This is a genomic window from Gordoniibacillus kamchatkensis (assembly GCF_000829455.1).
Lineage (GTDB): Bacteria > Bacillota > Bacilli > Paenibacillales > NBRC-103111 > Gordoniibacillus > Gordoniibacillus kamchatkensis.
In genome coordinates this window covers 24,016-42,654 of sequence record NZ_JXAK01000028.1, presented here as the reverse complement: position 1 = coordinate 42,654, position 18,639 = coordinate 24,016, and the positions used below count along the sequence as shown (strand labels likewise).

The 18,639-nt window shown below is 54.3% G+C and carries 19 protein-coding genes and 1 pseudogene; 5 read left to right on the top strand and 15 right to left on the bottom strand.

All coding sequences use genetic code 11. The features are described 5' to 3' along the window. Positions 1-158 precede the first annotated feature (158 nt). Positions 159-947, top strand: a complete 789-nt coding sequence (locus tag SD70_RS16510; RefSeq protein ID WP_156158061.1) for a metallophosphoesterase family protein — start codon at positions 159-161, stop codon at positions 945-947. A 35-nt stretch (positions 948-982) separates the two neighbouring features. Then, positions 983-1,183 carry a hypothetical protein gene (locus SD70_RS36130; RefSeq protein ID WP_156158060.1) on the top strand — a complete coding sequence of 67 codons (201 nt, stop codon included), beginning with the start codon at positions 983-985 and terminating at the stop codon, positions 1,181-1,183. Positions 1,184-1,796: 613 nt separating this feature from the next. On the opposite strand, the gene SD70_RS33455 is transcribed toward SD70_RS36130, so the two are convergent. Beyond that, positions 1,797-2,576 carry a hypothetical protein gene (locus SD70_RS33455; RefSeq protein ID WP_052487540.1) on the bottom strand — a complete coding sequence of 260 codons (780 nt, stop codon included), beginning with the start codon at positions 2,574-2,576 and terminating at the stop codon, positions 1,797-1,799. Between the two features lie 258 nt (positions 2,577-2,834). Between SD70_RS33455 and SD70_RS16500 the strand changes: the two genes are divergently transcribed. Further along, positions 2,835-3,947 carry a metallophosphoesterase gene (locus tag SD70_RS16500; RefSeq protein ID WP_331436796.1) on the top strand — a complete coding sequence of 371 codons (1,113 nt, stop codon included), beginning with the start codon at positions 2,835-2,837 and terminating at the stop codon, positions 3,945-3,947. A 115-nt stretch (positions 3,948-4,062) separates the two neighbouring features. Here the strand turns inward: SD70_RS16500 and SD70_RS16495 are convergent, their stop codons facing one another. The 4 genes from SD70_RS16495 to SD70_RS16485 form a co-directional block, all read right to left on the bottom strand. Then, entirely contained in the window at positions 4,063-4,575 is a 513-nt protein-coding gene (locus SD70_RS16495) for a DUF6886 family protein (RefSeq protein WP_041048634.1), read from the bottom strand. A 320-nt stretch (positions 4,576-4,895) separates the two neighbouring features. After that, the gene (locus SD70_RS36125) at positions 4,896-5,234 is read right to left on the bottom strand and encodes a hypothetical protein (RefSeq protein ID WP_156158059.1); all 339 of its coding nucleotides are present in this window, start codon (positions 5,232-5,234) and stop codon (positions 4,896-4,898) included. A 750-nt stretch (positions 5,235-5,984) separates the two neighbouring features. Next, positions 5,985-6,779 (bottom strand): SDR family NAD(P)-dependent oxidoreductase, encoded by a 795-nt coding sequence (locus tag SD70_RS16490; RefSeq protein ID WP_041048633.1) that lies wholly within the window; start codon positions 6,777-6,779, stop codon positions 5,985-5,987. Positions 6,780-6,829: 50 nt separating this feature from the next. Continuing rightward, positions 6,830-7,858 carry a helix-turn-helix transcriptional regulator gene (locus SD70_RS16485; RefSeq protein ID WP_041048632.1) on the bottom strand — a complete coding sequence of 343 codons (1,029 nt, stop codon included), beginning with the start codon at positions 7,856-7,858 and terminating at the stop codon, positions 6,830-6,832. Positions 7,859-8,363: 505 nt separating this feature from the next. Between SD70_RS16485 and SD70_RS16480 the strand changes: the two genes are divergently transcribed. After that, positions 8,364-8,909 carry a TetR/AcrR family transcriptional regulator gene (locus tag SD70_RS16480; RefSeq protein ID WP_231571249.1) on the top strand — a complete coding sequence of 182 codons (546 nt, stop codon included), beginning with the start codon at positions 8,364-8,366 and terminating at the stop codon, positions 8,907-8,909. A gap of 7 nt (positions 8,910-8,916) precedes the next feature. Beyond that, positions 8,917-9,663, top strand: a complete 747-nt coding sequence (gene map / locus SD70_RS16475) for a type I methionyl aminopeptidase (RefSeq protein WP_041048630.1) — start codon at positions 8,917-8,919, stop codon at positions 9,661-9,663. An 85-nt stretch (positions 9,664-9,748) separates the two neighbouring features. On the opposite strand, the gene SD70_RS34935 is transcribed toward map, so the two are convergent. The 10 genes and pseudogenes from SD70_RS34935 to SD70_RS16430 form a co-directional block, all read right to left on the bottom strand. After that, the gene (locus SD70_RS34935; RefSeq protein ID WP_082053426.1) at positions 9,749-10,198 is read right to left on the bottom strand and encodes a DUF1569 domain-containing protein; all 450 of its coding nucleotides are present in this window, start codon (positions 10,196-10,198) and stop codon (positions 9,749-9,751) included. Between the two features lie 113 nt (positions 10,199-10,311). Further along, positions 10,312-10,677, bottom strand: coding sequence for a VOC family protein (locus SD70_RS16470; protein ID WP_041048629.1), 366 nt, complete (start codon positions 10,675-10,677; stop codon positions 10,312-10,314). A 54-nt stretch (positions 10,678-10,731) separates the two neighbouring features. Beyond that, a complete protein-coding gene (locus tag SD70_RS16465) occupies positions 10,732-11,244 on the bottom strand; it encodes a MarR family winged helix-turn-helix transcriptional regulator (RefSeq protein WP_082053425.1) in 513 nt (170 codons plus the stop codon). 228 nt (positions 11,245-11,472) lie between these two features. Next, positions 11,473-12,072 (bottom strand): TetR/AcrR family transcriptional regulator, encoded by a 600-nt coding sequence (locus SD70_RS16460; protein WP_041048628.1) that lies wholly within the window; start codon positions 12,070-12,072, stop codon positions 11,473-11,475. Between the two features lie 105 nt (positions 12,073-12,177). Continuing rightward, a complete protein-coding gene (locus tag SD70_RS16455; protein ID WP_041048627.1) occupies positions 12,178-12,852 on the bottom strand; it encodes a DUF977 family protein in 675 nt (224 codons plus the stop codon). A 28-nt stretch (positions 12,853-12,880) separates the two neighbouring features. After that, a pseudogene (locus SD70_RS16450) lies at positions 12,881-14,490 on the bottom strand (ATP-binding protein). Positions 14,491-14,571: 81 nt separating this feature from the next. Further along, positions 14,572-16,098, bottom strand: a complete 1,527-nt coding sequence (locus SD70_RS16445; RefSeq protein ID WP_041048626.1) for a tripartite tricarboxylate transporter permease — start codon at positions 16,096-16,098, stop codon at positions 14,572-14,574. Positions 16,099-16,108: 10 nt separating this feature from the next. After that, a complete protein-coding gene (locus SD70_RS16440; protein ID WP_041048625.1) occupies positions 16,109-16,573 on the bottom strand; it encodes a tripartite tricarboxylate transporter TctB family protein in 465 nt (154 codons plus the stop codon). A 66-nt stretch (positions 16,574-16,639) separates the two neighbouring features. Continuing rightward, positions 16,640-17,710, bottom strand: a complete 1,071-nt coding sequence (locus SD70_RS16435) for a tripartite tricarboxylate transporter substrate binding protein (protein WP_041048624.1) — start codon at positions 17,708-17,710, stop codon at positions 16,640-16,642. Between the two features lie 173 nt (positions 17,711-17,883). Next, the gene (locus tag SD70_RS16430; protein WP_041048623.1) at positions 17,884-18,576 is read right to left on the bottom strand and encodes a TerC family protein; all 693 of its coding nucleotides are present in this window, start codon (positions 18,574-18,576) and stop codon (positions 17,884-17,886) included. Positions 18,577-18,639 lie beyond the last annotated feature (63 nt).

Genomic DNA, 18,639 nt, shown 5'->3' with positions numbered 1-18,639 from the left:
CATCCGGTTCTCCCTTATCATATGGAGGTTGCCGCCGATGGGTGAACGTCACGGGTTGATCGGAAGTTCGCAGCCGCTGCGCGAACATTTCTGTAGTAGTTTGGCATGAAAATGGAAAACATGAAAGCGACAAACCTTCGCGATCGGAGGAACTCGCCATGGATAAACGCAAGTGGAGACGGCTTCGCATCGTTTGGCTGGCGGCGGCAATGTCGCTGGCATGCTCCGCCGTCGCCTTCGCCTCCGCTCCCGTCGAAAAGAAAGCGCCCGCAACGGTCTCTCCGCACGCACCGCTGCTCACGTTCGCAGTCGTCAGTGACATCCACGTGCAGAAGTGGAACCGGCACTCGCAGGCGAAGCTGAGGCGGGCGCTCGCCGATCTGCAGCAAGCGGAGCCGCTGGCGCAGGCCCTCGTCGTGAATGGCGACCTCGGCAACGGGCAGCCCGGCGATTACGAGACGTTGGGACGGCTCATGAACGGGCTGCCGCATCCGAAACGGCTGTTCTACAATATCGGCAACCACGAGTATTACAAAGCATGGTACGACAAATACGGCCATTGGTCCCCGGATTTCCCGAACGGCGAGAGCGAGCGGGCGTCGCAGCATCGGTTTCTGCAGTTTGCGGGGCGCAAACGGCTGTACGAGGACGCTTGGGTGAGCGGCTACCATTTCATTTTTCTCGGTTCGGAGCGGTATCGCCAATCCGATGTGCGGATCGGGGAGGACGCCTGGCTGTCGGACGGCCAGCTGAAATGGCTGGACCGCGCGCTCGCGGAAGAAGAGAAGCCGGGCAAGCCGATCTTCGTTTTCCTCCATCAGCCGTTGCCGTTCACGGTGGCGGGCAGCCATACGAGCCGGGGGGTCGTGCAGCACGAGCGGCTGCGGGCGGTACTCTCCAGGCACCCTGGGGCCATCTACTTTCGGGGCATACGCATTGGGAGCTGAGGTCGGCGAATACAATCGTCCGGAGCGGCTTCACGATGGTTGGCACGTCGTCGGTATACGAGCCGTACAGCGAAGCGGACATCGCTTACAGCCAGGAGGACGACCGGAGCGAAGGCGTGGCTGTGGAGGTGTACGAAGACCGGGTGCACGTGCGGGGCCGCAGCTTCGCCGACGGGGCATGGATCCCGGAAGCGCAGTTTGACGTGCGGCTGCCGGCAGCATTTCGTGCGCATTAAATGTGTCCGGGATGGCGGTTGAGCAGTTGGGTGGATAGGCAGTGTCCATAGTTGCTGGAGGCATCGCTGAGGTTAGGGTAGATTGCCTTTTGGTATGACGGCTGACGCAAGTCTCTCGAATGGCCTAAGCTTTTGGTTGACTGAAGCTTTAGGCCACCGACCTTTTCGGTCCGAAGGAGCTTTGATCGGGCAATATTTCGGGCCGTTACGACCAAGTTCGTTATTTTCAGACCGTAAGGACGTAGTTTTTGGCGAAAATCGTTCAAGCGGGCGGTTAGCGCCCTAATGTACGCACCGAACGAATATTGTTCTTTCGTCATGGAATGTTGATGCGCTAATCGCCGTTTCGGTCCTTTCAGGCTCTAACGACGTCCCGAATGAGGCTAATTTACGAATATGTTCGCTCGCAAGCGGAAAACGCCCTCACCCTCTTAAAGGCGTGCGCGTTCCCCCCCACCGGAATCCGGGTGCGGCGATAGTGCGGTTGCCCCGCGAACAATCGCCGCTAATTGAGCTTCCGCTGTACTGGAACGGCTTCTCAGGCCGAGGCAGCGCAAAAAGCCCTTCGCAGCCACATTCAGGCCGCGAAGGGCTTTTCGCTATGAGGTTGCGGTTATTGTGCGGACGCTGCCGGCGCCTGCCCGGAGGACGCCTGGCCGCTCGGCGCTTGCTCCGGCTTCGCCTTGTGCGTGCGCTCGACGAAGTTTTTGATTTTGTCCGTCATGCCGTCTTTGATGTGGGCAATCAGCGCATCCTCAGTGATGCCTTGCGCCTGGGCGATAGCCGCGAGCGACTGGCCTTCCTGCAGCTTCGCCTTCAGGTCGGTCTCCGACAGCTTGAGAAACGCAGCCAGATCCTGCATGTTCGCAGCGCCGAACTCGAAGCCGCCGCGCTTGCCTTTCATGCCGCCGCGGAAGTCAAACTTGCCTTCCACTGCCTTTTTCACGCGGTCCGCGAGATTCGCCTTCGCTTTATCCGCTTGCGCCTGCGTCATTTTGCCGCTTTGCACCTGCTCGTCAAGCTTCTTGCTGATCGCGTCGCTCAAGTTTTGCACAAGCGTGTCTTCGTTCCAGCCTTTGCTGTCCTGGGCAATTTGAACGAGCGTCTTGCCGCCGCGAAGATCTTGAACGAGCGTTTTCTCGTCCGTGCCGAGCAGCGTTGCCGCTTCTTTCAGCACGTTGCCCGCTTCCATGCCGGGGTGCTCGAACTTGCCGAACGCTTTATGCTGCTTCCCTCCGTTTGCCGACGTGTTGCTTGTTCCGTTGGACTGCGCCGAGGACGATGCCGTATTGTCCGCATAGGCGGTCGAGTGTACAAGCGCAGCGCCTCCGCCGATGAGGAGGGCGGCCGCCAGGGAAGTCGTCAGGAGCTTTTTGCCGATTGCTTGCTTCATAAGTACAATCACCTTTCTTATGTGGAATGTTGTTACACCACATAGTCTAGACCGCAATTATGAAACGGACATGAAACCAAGCTGAGACTCAGGTAAAGATTAGCTGAAAATACGCTGAATCTTCACCCGGGACGGCTGCACCGCTCGCATTGGTCAAAACGATAGCGCGGATGGTACAATAAGGTAACGACTACCGGCAAGGAGAGAATCCCGGCAATGAGGCGCAGGTTTGTTAATTTCTTAGGACTCTATTTCATATTGAATTTATATATCGGCTGGCATGGCTACGTGCTGCTGTCGCATATCGTTCCGCCGCAATATGAGACGGCGCCGGCGTATTGGCCGATTTTCGCCATCGTAGCGTTCGCCTACTTGCTTGGCCGCGTGCGATTTTTGTCGCGCTCGGTCCGGCTTTGTCTCACGTGGCTCGGCGCCTATTATATCGCTGTATTCGAATGGTCGCTTGTGCTCCTGCTCGTGGCGGATGTTGCGGCATGCCTCCTGTACCTGGCCGGCGTAGAGACGACCGCCAGCGTTCCCGCGCTCGGCCTTGCCGTCTGCGCCCTGCTGCTCGCGCTTCTGCTGCGCGGCTCCTGGAACGCCTGGACGCCGGTCGTCCGAACATACCGAATCGCCGTCGACAAGCCGGCCGGCGGACTTCAGCAGCTGCGTCTTGCCGTCGCCTCCGACCTTCACCTCGGCCACATCGTAGGGAACAGCCACCTGCGCCGGCTCGTGCGCGAAATGAACCGGCTGGAGCCGGATCTGATCCTGCTGCCGGGCGACGTGCTCGACCACGACATCGAGCCGTTCGTCCGCAAGCGAATGACGGACGAGCTGCGGCGGCTGCGGGCAACGCACGGCACTTTCGCCGCGCTCGGCAACCATGAATATTACGGCGGGCACATCGAGCAATACGTCGGGCTCATGAAAGAGATCGGCATCCGCGTGCTGCGCGATGAGGCTGCGGACGCTGCGGACGGGGCAGTGACGGTCGTCGGCCGCAAGGACAAAGCCGCTGAAAGCATGGATCCGGCAAGCCGGCGCCCCATCGCCGAGCTGCTGGCGGACGTCGACCGGTCGCGACCCGTCATCGTGATGGACCACCAGCCGCACCAGCTGGACAAGGCGGAGGCCGCCGGGGCCGACGTGCTGCTGTCCGGCCATACGCACCGCGGCCAATTCGCCCCGAATCACTGGATCACCCGCCGTATGTTCGAGCTCGATTGGGGTTATTTGCGCAAAGGCCGCATGCATGCCATCGTATCCTCAGGCTTCGGCACATGGGGGCCGCCGGTACGGATCGCCAGCCGTTCCGAGCTGCTGCACATCATCATAACGTTCCGGTCAAACGAGGCTGGTGTTAAGTAATTATAAAGCAATAGACCGGGGTTCCTTATCTAAAAAAGGAATCCCGGTCATTTTGCCTCCAAAAACTTATAATAAAGTTCTAGACTGCCTAACTTGTCTTCGTTAGCTTAGAGGATTACAGTCTTTTTGCGTTATTAAATCTATGTATACCAAATCCTTTGAAGTCAGAAGCTAATATTGCTTCTCGAAGAGGATATAGATTCGTTGTGAATCTTAATTCGACTCCTTTTTGGATTAATCTCTCTAACAAATTCCCATACGTATCAACTAACTTAGGCTTCACTACTTGACGAGAAATATAATAACCAGCAGTCTTGTCAAAAAGCTCAAAGCACTCATCATCAAAGCAATATCTAAAAATGGTTTGCTTTGAAATCCTTGTATACCAATCACTTTCTACCGTAACTATGATATCAGCAATTGTATTGTTAAAGAAAAGTTGCAAATGTTGGTCCGCTGTCGCCTCGTCTCTCCTACACACAATTCGGGGACAATTCCTCGGAAAATAGTATGTAAACTCATTCTCTTCATCAATTGCCCAAACTACCGCAGGAAAATCCGGTCGATTTTGTTTCTCTTTAGGTACAAATATTTTGATACTATCCTCCTCGCTAAAATGAAAAAGCACGTAATCCCTCCTCGTTATATTTACACCTTTAAATTCCATGTGGGCATTGTATTATCCTCGGTTAGTTGGGCACTTACGTCAGTCTAAAACTTATTGTTTCAGTCTATATCATTATTATCTAGTCTAAAACTTTAATATTTCCAAACATCTCCCCGTATGCGCAACTGATACCCCAAGCGGCAGCAAGAGGCGTTCGGTGCCCGCTGCCGCGAGAAGCGCCGCCGCCCCGCACACGCCAGCATGTGCTTGTTAACCACCGTTAATTTCAAAATCTCTTTATTTAGATGAAATCGTGAATTCTTCGGACTGCCCAGACCATTCTACTTTACTGTAATTTTATTTTTTGGCGACGGAACTGCCACATCAACGCTTACATTGTTTGGAGATGAAATACTCCCCAAATATGGTCCCTCCCCTCCAACATTGACGTTATTACCGCTAAATGAGTACTTGATTTTGTCAATTTTATCAGTACCCAAGTAAGTCAAAGAATAATTAGAGATAGTTTGATTAGCTTCCTTACCGTTTTTCACTTCGTATGTTGCAGACCAATTGTTCCCTTTGCCTTGGAATGACGTAATGGTGGTCTTTTGGGAACATCCAACCAATCCTACAGCACAACAAAAAACAATAACACTCAAAGCAAGTCTTAATCTCATCTCATTCCTCCTAATTCAATTGGATCATCTATCTATTATATGAATTATATACATTTATACTAAAATTTGGTCTATCATTTCCAATTTCAATTTTCAGTTTTCAGTTGAAGTGCGCTAGCAAGCCCTAATGGCCCTGATTGGGTCGTCAAGCATGAGAAGCCCGAAATCACGGACAAACATGTAATAATATGCCTTAAACCACAAGGATTCAGAGGACTCGAAGGGATTTTAATCTCTTCTAGTCCTTTTATTCGTTATTTAGCTAAAGCCAAGGGTGGAGGTTTCCGCGACATATGACGCTCCCCAACCGGGGGCAATTGTGTTTTGTCGTTGCGAGATAGATCCGCATATGGAAGTTGACGCTTAAGGTTATGCCCTTCATCTTATATAAACACACAAAATTGATTAAATGTTACAACTTATGGAAAAATTCCCCCTCCGGCAGCAAAAGGCGTTCGGTGATCGCGCTGCCGCGAGATGCAACGCCACCGCCTTGCCTACGCCGGCATGCACCGGCAGCGGCTCCCGGAAGGTGCCGCAGACATGCGCAGCGACCTGCCCGCACCGGAGCGCGCCGCAGGTCCGTACACGTCGGCAACAGTTAGCTTCGCCGTATGTAAAGTAATAATAAAGTAATAGACCGGGGTTCCTTATCTATAAAAGGAATCCCGGTCATTTTGCCTCCAAAAACTTATAATAAAGTTCTAGACTGCCTCATTGAACTCCCTCGTTCTCCGTTAGCACAAAAAATTAAAATATTGTCGGTACCATTCCTCCGTCCATGCGGATCGGAGATCCTTTGAAGGCGGAGGCCATCGGGCTGCAGATGAAAGCAGTCAATCGGCCAATCTCCGCAGGTCTGATAAACCGTTGGATTTCGGATTGAGGCAGGTTCTTCGTCATAAAATCTTTCTCTTTAGCCTCGAAGGTCATCTCTTCGTTCGAATAAATGCTCTCGATGATCTGCTGCACGTTCTCGGAGAGGGTCGGTCCCGGCAGGATCGTGTTCACGGTAACCTCGGCGCCGCGGGTCAGCTTGGACAAGCTCTTGGCCAACGACAACAGCATGGATTTGGTCACGCCGTATTGAGGCATCTGTCCGGAAGGCATGACGGCTTCCTCGCTCGCGATAAAGATAATGCGGCCGTATCCGCGACTCAGCATGGAAGGCAAATAAAACTTGGTCAAGCCGTTGGCGGCGAGAACGTTCGTGCGGAAGTACTTCTCCCATACGGCATCGTCTACGTCGTCATAGGACATGATCTCATAGATGCCCATGCTGTTGACGAGAATATCGACGTGGGGGAACTTCGCGAATAAAGCTTCTCTTTGCCGCGCATCGACGAGATCAGCCGTTGCATTTCGAGGTTCCGTCTCCGGGAACGCCGCTTGCATCTCCGCGACCGTGCGCTCTACGTCATCGTTGTTCCGACCATTTATGAGAACGTGAACGCCTTCTCTGGCAAGTTCTAAGGCAATCGCTTTTCCTATGCCTCGGGTTGATCCCGTTACTAAAGCCGTCTTATTCTTCAATCCCATATCCATCTGCCTGCACTCCTTATGTCTAGGATAGGGATAATGATACTTCGTTTCGCCTACCCGGTAACTAGCGCGGAACGCCAATGCTCTTGCGCGACGCGCCAATTGGCGGGAGTCTCCCCTTCCCATGAGCGGAACGCGCGATAGAACGAATTCTGGTCCTTGTAGCCGACGAGAAAAGCGACCTCTTTGATCTCCAGCGACGGGTCTGCCAAGTAAGCGACGGCCTTCTCGCGCCTGGTTTGCACCAGCAACTGCTTGAAGCTTGCGCCTTCGTCCGTCAGCCTGCGCTGCAAGGTGCGATCGCTCATCCCCAGCTCGAAGGCTACGCTTTGAATGTCGATTCGCCCTCGATTTAGGCATCGTGACAAGATCCGCTTCACCTTAGCGCTCACGGTGAGATGGCTCTGTCGTTCATCCAGCGTACGATCCAAGGCGGGAGTCAGAATCTCGAGAAGCTCTCCGTTGTACGACGCGAAGGGACGGTCCAGATCGTCGCGATTCAGCATTATCCGATTGCGGTCCGTCCCCATCCGAACGCGGCAGCCGAAATAACCTTCAAGGGCTTGAACGTCGCCCATGGGGTGTATGAATTCAACGGAACGAGCCGTCAGATAACGGCCGGTTCCCCGGCGCCCGAGCTCAAGCAGGTAGGCGAGCGTAATGCCGACAAGCACCGGCGGTCCGGGTTGCTCGGCATGCTGCCACTCCAATTCAATCGAGCATTGCTCGCCTTCTTCCTGAATGCGCAAGTTTTCCGGAGGGCACATTTGCTTATAGCGCGCCATTCGGTTCAGCGCGTCCCGGTAGTCGCGAGCGTGGAAGGTCGCCAAAGCGTCCGGCGGATACTGAGCCGTCTCGTACGCGGTCGCAAGCTTAACGATTCCCGTAGCGGTGTCTCCGACTAGTTCGGAATAGGCTTGCCAGATCGAATAATATTGTGCGGTCGTGACTAACGGTTCGTTGATGACGGTTAGCGGTAGACGGGCTTGGCGCGCTACGTCAATGGGTTCTACCCCTATTCCTCTCAGGCCAGTCCAGAAGCCTGGCGCGATCTTGATACGGTCTGCGGAAGGAGCGTTCATGGCTGTCGACCTCCAAGGACAAAGTCCATATTGCAAATGGTCCACGGAGAACGTGGACCATTGATTCTTCTGATTATAGCCTAAACGGGCGGGGTGAGCCACCTGGTTAATTAATTCGCGGTGGCCTCATGTTATGTTTCCAGCGCTATCGTAGCAGATAGCTTAATGCTGCTACCGTCGCGCACCCCACCTCCTCCGTTTACCATGTATCTCCTTTTCCTTGTGATAAAACATAACCCGCGGTGATTCTAAATTACCACGGATCGCCACTCCCAGATAACCGCCGCCTCCGAAACTACCTGCCTGGAGGCCTGGCTTTGTTCAATTTCACTAAAGAACTTTATTTCAATTAAATAACTTTATTTTCTTTCGCACCAGATAAAATAATTTGCATAATCCCCGCCCCATGCGTTACTATATTAAGATCGACAAATTTGCAGGTCAATACAAGGAGGTTTACGCGCCCATGTGCCCCCGTACCAAAGAACAAAATGAGCTCATCCGAATGCAGCGCAGAGAACAGATCCTGGACGCCGCCGCGCGCGCCTACTTCCGCACGGGTGGCAGCTTTGATATTCGCGACGTCGCCCGTGAGGCCGAACTCGGTTACGGCACGGTATACCATTATTACCCCAACCGGCATTTATTAATAGAAGATGTGCTGGGCAGCGGTTTCGAGCGAAGCGAGCAAGCCCTGGCAGAATGGTCAAACATCTGCGGCGGCAGCCCGGATGACAAGCAGCTGTTAACGTATTGCAAAGCGCTGCTCCGGCTGTGGCAGTCGGACGCCCGCGCATATCTCGTCTACAAAATGGCGGCGGAACATTATGCAGGCTTGCCTGAGAAGGATCGGCACCCCGCCAAAAGACGATTCATGGAACGGCTGTACGTTCCACTCCAATCGATCGCCCAGCGCGAAGACGACAGCGTCGACCATATGCTTGCCGTGCTGGTCGGCTGCTGCGGGCTGCACTACTATGCGGGCACTTCCGAGCTGGACGTCGATCGAATCGCCCAGCTCGCAATGCAAGCTATTACGAAGGAGTCCTAATACGAACATGATCATCCTAAAAAGCAAGCATGAAATTGAGGCCATCCGCAAGGCATGCCAAGTGGTGGCCGAATGCCATCGCACGATCGCCCCGCTCATCAAACCGGGCATCACGACGAACGATATTGAGCGCATATTCGAGGATATTATTTTGAAGCACGGCGCCAAACCATACACGAAGGGCTACAAGGGCTATCAATATGCGACCTGTGCCTCCGTCAACGACGTGATCGCGCATGGTTTTCCTAGCGATAAGCCACTCGAGGAAGGCGATATCGTGACGATCGATACGGTCGCGGAGCTCGACGGATGGCTCGGCGATTCGGCCTGGAGCTATGCGGTCGGGAAGATCTCGCCGACGGCTGAGAATCTGATGCGCGTCACGAAGGAATGCCTTGACCTGGGCATCGCGCAGGCGCAGCCCGGCAATCGGCTCGGCGACGTGACGAGCGCGATCCAGCGGCATGCCGAATCGAACGGCTTCGGCGTCGTGCGCGACCTTCTCGCTCATGGTATCGGCCGGGACCTGCACGAGGATCCGAACTATACGCATGTCGGCAATCCCGGCAAAGGACCCCGCATCAAGGAAGGCATGGTGTTCACGATCGAGCCCATGATCACCGAAGGAACCTACTACATGACAATCGATCCGGACGGCTGGACCGCGCGGACGCTGGACCGCAAGCTCGCTGCCCAATACGAGCATACGATCGCCATCACGGCTGAAGGTCCACAAATCCTGACGGCGCAATAGAATAATGAGAAGCCGACCAACGAGATGGTCGACTTCTTTTTTATGTATTCGGCATAGCATCTTTCTTCATCCGATATAAAAAATACTAAACACCAAATTGTCTTAAATGATGGTCTAGATGTTTATAAATTCCTTTACCCCATTGTTCGGGGGTGAATTTTCCAAAAAAAGGATGCGGATGCGATGAACATTTCTCCGGACCGTTACTTTGGAAAGTTAAAATCTTTTGTTTCAGTTTTTCTTTTTCTGTCTCAAAATCTTTGTCATCTAAAATAAGTATGGTCGAAATTGTAGACATATTGCGTGGTACCGGCTTGTCATTATAAAAAATAGGTTTCACAAACCTTCCTATTAACCTTCCTAGCCAATCTCTAGGGGGAAAGGAATTTCCCATTGCGATATCTTGAAACGATGAGCAGTGAGCCAACATTTGAGCAACATTCATTGTTCCCCATTGTGGTTTTGAATTTGGACTTAAATTCTCGATGCGGTTCAGTATATCCGCTGTATGCAATTGGTTGTATATATTTTTCATTCTTACACTCCATTAAAATTACCTTTTTTACTCGTGAATTTGGCTTGGAAAATCCCCGCATCAAGTTCCAATTTGGAACGGGAACCAGGAAAAAATATCTCGTTTGCGGAAGTTCACAAATGCTGTAGTCCGATGCGATTTCCTTCAGAATCTAGAAACATCCCCAAATAGCCAGCAGTCTCGCCAGTATACGTTTTCTCCATGATCACCTTTCCACCTGCCTCGTTAACCCGTGACAGAATTGGCGCTAGATCGGGGCTTCCGTCCAAATACACAGTGACGCCATCTGCTGCTGGCTTGTGATTCGGACCTTGAACCAGAGCCCCTCCATTAAACTGCTCCTCAACAGGGAAAAACGCATAATTACAATCCCCCATCGCCATTGTTGGCATTTCAATCTGAAAAAGCTGCTCGTAAAACGCTTTGGCTCGTTCCATGTTACCTACGGGAATTTCGACCCAAATAAATAAACGCTCCATGATGCTATACCTCCTAATTGATTTATATTTACGACTCCTCTAAACCATAATCAATCACTTATTCTCCTCATCGTTTTTTTCTCCAGTATTCATGCTTTGCCAATTTCTATTACTAAAGAAATTTACTTCCTTCTCCAGAATTCGCCCGACATTCTCAAGAGCATCTGCTATCTTATCCAATTGCTGTGGGTCGAGTTTGGTAATTAGATGCCGGTTCCATTCAGCATATTGTTCGTAGATAGCACCCAGTACTTCTGCACCTTTCGGAGTAAGTTCAATCAGCTTTGTGCGTCGATCGGTCTGGTGGTCCTTATAGATAGCCAGACCTTCGTTTACCAATACGTCTGCAACACGTTGCACGCTCTGACGTGCATGTCCCATATCACGAGCGATCTTTGCCACCGTTTGGGGTTTATATCCAACGCGACCAAGAACCTGCCACCTGGCACTGCTTTGATCAATTGAACGCGTGATGATGTCCCCGGAACGCATTAGTAACCCATTAATGTGGAATATACTCAGTGAAAATCTGCTTAGGGGATCCTCTGGTTTGTCTATTGTTTTCATGATTGCATCATAACATTTCGACAGCATGCTGTCAATCTAACGGAAGTATATCATTTTGACATGGATTGCTCAACGTGCTGAACATCTTCCTTTAACGAAAAAGCAGACCGCCGTGGCGGTCTGCTTGTTTCACTAACGTACCCGTTTCTTCAATGAGCAGGGGCGGTTCATTGCGGCGACTGCGCACAGCCGGCTCCAACTGATGGAGCCGGCCTCGTTTTCACGCGCCTACACAAGCGTCCGGAACAGGAGCCTGAACACGTCTTCTTCCGTAAGCTGTGTGCCGCTATCTTGGGCAATCAACCTGTGAACGCGCATGCCGTACATGAACACGACGAACAAGTTCGCCATTTGCCTCGCGTCCACGCTTTCGGGAATCGCGCCGGCTTTTTGCCCGACTTCGATCCAGCGGCTTGACGTCTGCAGCGAATACTCGTACACATCGTGCATGATGGCGGCAACTTTCGGATTGTCGATTTGGCTGAGCAAGTAGGTGAAAATTTTGCTGGAGACGGTTTCCTGCCCCGCATTCGCCACCATCGAACGGGCGATCGATTGGATGGGCGCCTTCGCTTCGCCTTGCGCCGCCTCCGCCACCGCCCGCTCGAAACGCTCGTTCACCGCTTCCATTCTGGCTTTCAGAATGAGCCCGAACAGCTCGTCCTTGCCGGAGACGTAATGATAGATCGCGCCTTTGGACAAGCCGGACCGGTCGATGATGTCCTGAAGCGTCGTCTGCCGGCAGCCTTTCTCGCCGATGAGCTGCTCGGCCGTTTCCAGAATGAGCTGGAAGCTCGCGGTGCGTTGCGTGGACTTGGACCCCTGCATGTCGGTTCGCTCCTCTTGGACAGCTTTTTCTCTTATTGTAAACCAACTGTCGGTATGGTCAAGTCGAAGCCGCGGCCGCCGGTTTCCAAGCGGCATGGCGGCGCTTCATTCGAGCAGCCGGTACACCCGCTCCGGCCGGCCGACGGTGCCGTAGGACAAATCCGCTTTGAGCCTGCCTTCGGAGACGAGGTATTCCAAATATCTCCTCGCCGTGGAACGGCTGGCCCCGATCGCCCGCGATACCTGCTCGGCGGTCAAGCTCTCCTTTTGCTTCGTAAACACCAGGCAAATTTTTTCCAACGTCAGCTTGTCGATGCCTGTCGGCAAATACAGGCCGTCTCTTTTCTCTTCGCCGCTGAGCAGCTGATCGATTTCGCCCTGGCTGACCTGGCGCCGCTCTTTTTGCATCTGAACGAGCTTGGAGCGAAAGGCGCGGAATTTCTTGAGCGATTCCTGGAGCCGTTCGAATACGAGCGGTTTCAGCACATAATCGAACGCGCCGCCTTTGACCGACTCGCGCACCGTATCGATTTCTTTCGCGGCCGTAATCATGATGACGTCGGTGTTCGGATAGCGCTGCTGAATGCTTTTCAACAACTCGATGCCGCTGCCGCTCGGCAAATAAATATCCAGCAGCACCAGATCGATGTCCAGCACATCGAGCAGATCGGCCGCCTGATCCGTATCCGTGGCGATCCCCACAACCTCGAATCCTTCGACGCGCTGCACGAACCTGCGGTTGATCTCGGCAATTTTTCTCTCGTCCTCGACGATCAACACCCGTAAACGTCGCTTTGTTTGTCGCCGGTCATGCCCCCAGCCCCCCTTGCTCCAAGCTTCCTTGCTTCGGAATCGCCACCGTGAACGCCGCGCCTCCGCTTGCGCTTTTGCCGACGGTCACGTAACCGCCCAGCTTGGCGGCAGCCCTGTTGACGAGAAACAATCCGACTCCCCGATCCTTATCGCCCTTCGTCGAGAAACCAAGCTCGAACACTCGGTCCCTGATCGGTTCCGGAATGCCCGCCCCGTTATCTTCGCATTCGATAATTAAATCTTCCCCCAAATCCGTAAAAAACACTTTGACCGACTTCTCCGCTTCCGCAGGCAGCTCGCAAACCGCGTCCATCGCATTGTCGATCAGGTTGCCGATAATCGTGACGAGCAGGTCGCGGTCGACGTCGGCAGGGACGTTGCGGAAGCTGCTCTCCCTGTCGATCTCGAGATGCACTTTCCGCTCCTGAGCCCGGTTGAATTTGCCGATGAGCAGCCCGCCGATGATCGGATCGGGAATTTCCGCCATGATGAACTGCACCAGATTTTGATGAATGTTCGATTCGCGCGTAATAACTTCGATAGCTTCTTGATACGATTCCAGCTGCAATAGGCCGGAAATCATGTACAGCTTGTTGGAAAATTCGTGCGTCTGCGCCCTTAACGCTTCCGCGTATTTTTTCACTTGCGACAGCTCCTGCCCGAGCTTGAAAATTTCCGATTTGCTCCGCAAGCTGGACACCGCGCCGATCACCTGTTTATGGCGGTCGTAGATCGGAATCCGGTTGACGATCAATTCGTTTTCTTCGAGCCACATTTGCTGGTCGAACTCCGCCTGGCCGCTGCGGATCACCTCGAGCAGCCTGGAATTCGGGATGATGTCCAGAATATGCCGGCCAACGACGGCCTCTTCGCCTGACAGTTCCAAAAGCTGGATTGCGGCCTGGTTCACCATCGTGATGACGCCCTTGGCGTTAACGGCGATGATCCCTTCCCGTATCGATTCGAGGATCGCTCTTTTCTCTTCGTACAGGGCGCGATCTCGTGCGGCTCGAGCCCGAGAATCGCCCGCTTCACCCGATTGGCGATAAAGATCGCGCCCGCCATGCCGATTAGCAAAATTACCGCGCCGATGAGCAAAATTTGATCCTGATAATCATTTGTGATGTCGTCGATATCTTCCAGCAGAAATCCGACGGATACGATGCCGATCACGTTGCCGCGGTCGTCGAATACCGGCGTCTTTCCGCGCAGCGCGGGCCCGAGCGATCCCGTCGCTTCGGAGATGATCGACTTCCCTTGCAGCACCGGCCCGTTGTCGCCGCCGACCATCTCCTTGCCGATTCTGTCCGGAAGCGGATGCGAATACCGCAATCCTTCCCTGTTGCCGACGACGACGTACTCCGCCCCCGTCTTCAAGCGAATTTCTTCGGCGATGGGCTGGATCTTTCGCCACGGCTCATCTTCGAAAAACGCGGCGCGAATGCTCGGCATGGAAGCGACGGTTTTTGCCACATGCAGCGCGCGGGTGCCGATCTGTTCCTTGATCGCGTCTTCCTCCATATATTGGAAAATTCCCGCCAGCAGCACGATGATGAGGAAAAGAAGCGAGCATATAAAGAGGATCAGTTTCGTTTGCAGCCGCATGGATGTGCCTCCGTTCCCCCCGATACGAATCGAACCCATCTCCACTATAACAGAGACGGGTTCTTTCCCCAATATCGCGCGTCAAGCTTCTTCGTTGATCAGCACCTTTTTGCCCCGCAGCTTCAAAACCAGCGGAATGACGAGCCACAGCGCACCGATGATCAGGAAGAGCAGCGATACCGGCTTTTGCAGGAAAATCGCAAAGTCGCCGTTGGAAATCGTCAGCGCCCTGCGCATGTTGTTCTCCATCATCGGCCCGAGAATGAGCCCCAGCACAAGCGGCGCCAGCGGAAAATCGTTTTTCGACAAATAGTAGCCGGCGACGCCGCAGCCCAGCATCAGCATCAGATCGAAAACGGAATACTGCACCGCATAAACCCCGAATACCGAAAACAGGATGATCAGCGGAATCAAATATTTCGTCGGCGTTTCAATCACTTTGGCGAACAAGCGAACGAGCGGCATGTTCAAAACGAGCAGCATCAGGTTGCCGACGAACATGCTGGCGATAACGCCCCAGGCAAGCTGCGGATGATCGGTGAACAGAAGCGGACCCGGCTGCACGTTGTACATAATGAACGCGCCCATCATGATGGCGGTCGTTCCCGAGGAAGGGATGCCGAGCGTGAGCAGCGGTATCATCGCTCCGCCGGCGGCGGCGTTGTTCGCCGACTCCGGCGCCGCCACGCCTTCGATGGCGCCTTTGCCGAATTTGCCGGGATTTTTGCTGATCTTTTTCTCTACGATATAGGAGAAGAACGACGCCAAAATCGCGCCGGCTCCCGGCAGCAAACCGATGAAAAAACCGAGCACCGAGCCTCTCCCGATCGCCCCGGCACTGTCTTTGAGGTCCTGCTTTGTCGGCGTGACCCGGTTGATTTTGGCCAGTTCCCCGTCGTTGCCTTCGCGGTGCAAAATCGTCTTGAACACTTCGCCGAGCGCGAACATGCCGACGGCTACCGTCAAAAACTCCAATCCTTGATACAGCTGGGGGATGCCGTAGGTGAACCGCGCAACCCCGGACACGCTGTCAATTCCGATCGTTGCCAGCAGCAGCCCGGTTACCGTCATGATGAGCGCCTTCAGCATCGACTTGCCCGCCAAGCCGCTGATCGCGAACAGTCCGAGCACCATTAGCGAGAAGTATTCGGCCGGCCCGAAGCGAATAGCGATTGCGGACAGCGGTTTGGCGAGGAAAACAAGCCCGATCATGGACACGAGGCCGGCCACGAACGAACCGATGGCCGCAATGGCCAGAGCGGCGCCGGCCCGGCCCTGCTTCGCCATCTGGTATCCGTCAAGCGTCGTTACGACGGAGGAAGATTCCCCCGGGGTATTGAGCAGAATCGACGTCGTCGACCCTCCGTACATTGCCCCGTAATAGACGCCGGCCAACAAAATAATCGAACTGGTGGCCGATTCTTCGGGCCCAAGTCCCGCCGTCATCGTCGCCGTAATCGGGATTAGCAGGGCCACGCCGCTCATCGGACCGATGCCCGGGAGAACGCCGACTACCGTACCAATGAGAACGCCCATAAAGACGAAAGCGATATTATGCCACTGCATCGCCGTGCCCAATCCGTTCAGCAAATATTCAACAGTGCTCATGTCAGTCCTCCTACGTTAAGCCAAGCCACGCCGGGAAGCCGGGCAGCGATCCGTCCAGCACATGGACGAACAAGTAATAGACACCGAATGAAAAAACGGCGGAGATGAGCAGGGAAACCCATATTCTCCCCCTTTGCATCGTTTGAAAGCCGATCATCAGAAACAGGAAGGTGCCGATGACAAAGCCGATCTCTTCCAGGAAAAAGGCGTATAAAACGGCCGCCGCCAAAATGATGCCGAACCTTTTGTAATCCAGGCTCTCCTTCTTCTTCTCCTCCTGCCGCTTGTAACGGAACGTTCCGTACACGAGGCGGAGGCTCAGCAGCGAGAGCAGCAGACCGAGCACGAACGGGAAAATGTTGGCCCCGATGCTGCTTCCGTAGGCGCTCGAAGAAATGTTTTTGCTTTCAAGCATGAACGCCGCGCCGGCGGCAAGGAACACGATGCCGGCATAGCGGTCGAACGTTCGATTCATGCGGTTTCATCTCCTATTCGTAAATCGGGAGAAGAGTCGCCTCTTCTCCCTCGGATTTGCGAACGATTATTTCTGCATGCCCAGAGCGGTCAACATATCTTTAACCAGGCCTTCCTGCTGATCGAGAAACTTCTTGAAATCTGCGGATGCTTTATAGTCGCTTTCCCAGTTGTTCGCCTGCAGCTCCTTTTTCCACTGCTCCGAATCGCTCAGCTTCTTCAGAGCGCCTTCCCAGTACGCTTTCGCGTCCGCGCTCATCTCTTTCGGCCCGAAAATGCCGCGCCAGATCGCAAATTCCGCATCGACGCCCTGCTCCTTCATCGTCGGCACATCTTTAAAGTTGCCGCCGAGGCGCTGTGGTGCCGCTACGGCTAGAACTTTGATTTTGCCGGCTTTCAAATACTGGTCGAGCGAGGAGGCGTCCGTTCCGATGGCGGCCGCGTTGCCGCCGAGCAATGCGGTCAGCGCCTCGCCGCCGCCGTCGTACGATACGTATTTGACTTTTTTCGGGTCGATGCCGAATTTGAAAGCCGGAAGGATGGCTACCAGATGATCCATCGAGCCCGGGGCGGAACCGCCGGCGATCGTGATTTTCGACGGATCCGCCTTCAGGTCGTTCAGCAGCGATTTCAGATCGCTGTACTTCGAGTTCGCCGGGACGGCGATCGCGCCGTAATCTTTCGTCAATTGGGCGAGCGGCGTCGTGTCTTTATAGCCGTAAGGGCTGTTGCCTTCCTTCTTCAGATTGTTGATCAGAATCGGCGGCGAGCTGACGAACAGCTTGTAATTGTCCTTGGCGTCCTTGGTCACGTATTCCGCAAGGAATACCGAGCCGCCGCCGCCCGGCTTGTTCTCGACCGTGATCGCCTTATCGACGATTTTGGCTTCGCCGAGAGCTTTCGAGATGGCGCGGGCCGTCATATCCCAGCCGCCTCCCGCTCCCGACGGGGCGACTACCGTAATCGCCTTCTCCGGATATTTGGACGAAGCCGCGCCTGCATTGCCTTTGTCTGCGGCCGCACCGCCGCCCGTGCCTGCGGCCGGCTTCGCTCCGCCGCTGCCGCAAGCGATCAGGCTTGCCGTCAGAACGAGCGAAGCGGATACTTTCATCACTTTTGCCAAATGGACTTGAAACATAGGGACCCTCCTCGTTTGTTTGTGCGCCGGTTTGCTCGGCGCAACCTGAAACCGCATTCTTAAAGCGCTTTCATTTTAGCATCGCGACTGCCGTTTCCAGAAGAATAACGCCATTACTCGTAAAAACCGCTTTACGATCATTTTGTTCATTTTGCTCACGCACCCGCCCGCGGCTATTGCATTTCTTTGGAAACGGGCCCGCTGCGGCTTGCCCTGATCTTGTCGGCGGCTTTTCCGTACAGCATCACGGCGGCCGCCGCTCCGGCCGGCAGCGCATAATGGCCCATCGGGATCAGCCCCTCGATCCAATGTCCGGCGGCGCGGTCGCCGAGCGCCATCTCTCCAGCAGTGTAGCCGAGCAAGCCCGCTCCCAGGTACACGATAACGGGGAATCGGTTCATGAGCTTCATCAGCAGCTGACTGCCCCATAAAATGAGCGGAATGCTGATGACAAGCCCCAGGCCGATCAGAAGCATGCTGCCTCCGGCGGCTCCGGCTACCGCGACTACGTTGTCCAGGCTCATAATGACATCGGCCGTAATGATGGTCCGAACGGCTTGGCGCGCCGTCGTCCCGGACGCGATCCGGCCGTGCCCGTCGTCGCCTTTCATGAGTTTCGCGGCAATCCAGATCAGCAAAATTCCCCCCGCCAGCTGCACGAAAGGAATGCTCAAAATCCATACGGCCGCAATCGTCAGCACGACCCGCAGTCCGACCGCGCCGAAGCCGCCCCACAGCATCGCCGTTTTTTGCCTGTCGGCGGGCAAGCGGCGGCAGGCCATGGCGATCACGACCGCGTTATCGCCGCTTAGCACGATATTGATCGCAATCAGCTTGACCAGTCCGACGAGCAGTTCGCTTTCCATGTTCTCACCCCTTTTGCGATGAAAGCCAATCGTATTGTGAACGGCTGTCCTATCATACTACGG

Bases quoted from the DNA above. Each gene is read 5' to 3' on its own strand.
- map (WP_041048630.1), top strand. From the start codon at position 8,917: ATGATCATCCTAAAAAGCAAGCATGAAATTGAGGCCATCCGCAAGGCA.
- SD70_RS33455 (WP_052487540.1), bottom strand. From the start codon at position 2,576: ATGAAGCAAGCAATCGGCAAAAAGCTCCTGACGACTTCCCTGGCGGCC.
- SD70_RS16480 (WP_231571249.1), top strand. From the start codon at position 8,364: ATGCAGCGCAGAGAACAGATCCTGGACGCCGCCGCGCGCGCCTACTTC.
- SD70_RS16490 (WP_041048633.1), bottom strand. From the start codon at position 6,779: ATGGATATGGGATTGAAGAATAAGACGGCTTTAGTAACGGGATCAACC.
- SD70_RS16440 (WP_041048625.1), bottom strand. From the start codon at position 16,573: ATGAATCGAACGTTCGACCGCTATGCCGGCATCGTGTTCCTTGCCGCC.
- SD70_RS16430 (WP_041048623.1), bottom strand. From the start codon at position 18,576: ATGGAAAGCGAACTGCTCGTCGGACTGGTCAAGCTGATTGCGATCAAT.
- SD70_RS16485 (WP_041048632.1), bottom strand. From the start codon at position 7,858: ATGAACGCTCCTTCCGCAGACCGTATCAAGATCGCGCCAGGCTTCTGG.
- SD70_RS16470 (WP_041048629.1), bottom strand. From the start codon at position 10,677: ATGGAGCGTTTATTTATTTGGGTCGAAATTCCCGTAGGTAACATGGAA.
- SD70_RS16460 (WP_041048628.1), bottom strand. From the start codon at position 12,072: ATGCAGGGGTCCAAGTCCACGCAACGCACCGCGAGCTTCCAGCTCATT.
- SD70_RS16445 (WP_041048626.1), bottom strand. From the start codon at position 16,098: ATGAGCACTGTTGAATATTTGCTGAACGGATTGGGCACGGCGATGCAG.
- SD70_RS36125 (WP_156158059.1), bottom strand. From the start codon at position 5,234: ATGAGATTAAGACTTGCTTTGAGTGTTATTGTTTTTTGTTGTGCTGTA.
- SD70_RS34935 (WP_082053426.1), bottom strand. From the start codon at position 10,198: ATGAAAAATATATACAACCAATTGCATACAGCGGATATACTGAACCGC.
- SD70_RS16510 (WP_156158061.1), top strand. From the start codon at position 159: ATGGATAAACGCAAGTGGAGACGGCTTCGCATCGTTTGGCTGGCGGCG.
- SD70_RS16465 (WP_082053425.1), bottom strand. From the start codon at position 11,244: ATGAAAACAATAGACAAACCAGAGGATCCCCTAAGCAGATTTTCACTG.
- SD70_RS16435 (WP_041048624.1), bottom strand. From the start codon at position 17,710: ATGTTTCAAGTCCATTTGGCAAAAGTGATGAAAGTATCCGCTTCGCTC.
- SD70_RS36130 (WP_156158060.1), top strand. From the start codon at position 983: ATGGTTGGCACGTCGTCGGTATACGAGCCGTACAGCGAAGCGGACATC.